This is a genomic window from Comamonas sp. A7-5 (genome assembly GCF_039581385.1).
Classification (GTDB): Bacteria; Pseudomonadota; Gammaproteobacteria; order Burkholderiales; family Burkholderiaceae_C; genus Comamonas; species Comamonas thiooxydans.
On record NZ_JBCPWO010000076.1, the window covers coordinates 1 to 274 of the forward strand.

The following is a 274-nucleotide window of genomic DNA, read 5'->3' on the forward strand; positions in this document are numbered from 1 at the left end:
CACACTGAACAACGCTGGTGTGACAGACAAGGCAGGCAATGCCGGAGTGGGCAGCACGGTGTCCAACGCCTATGCCATCGATACCGCACTGCCCACGGCCACCATCGTCGTAGCGGAGGCAGCGCTGCAAGCCGGAGAGAGCACACTGGTCACCATCACCTTCAGTGAAGCGGTGGACGGGTTTGACAACAGCGACCTGAGCGTCAGCGGCGGCACCTTAAGCACGGTCACCAGCAGCGATGGCGGCATTACCTGGACGGCGACCTTCACGCCC

1 protein-coding gene is annotated in these 274 nt (G+C 62.8%); it reads left to right on the forward strand.

The features are described 5' to 3' along the window. On the forward strand, nucleotides 1-274 hold a 274-nt coding region (locus AAIL67_RS24825), incomplete at both ends, for an Ig-like domain-containing protein (RefSeq protein ID WP_343485415.1).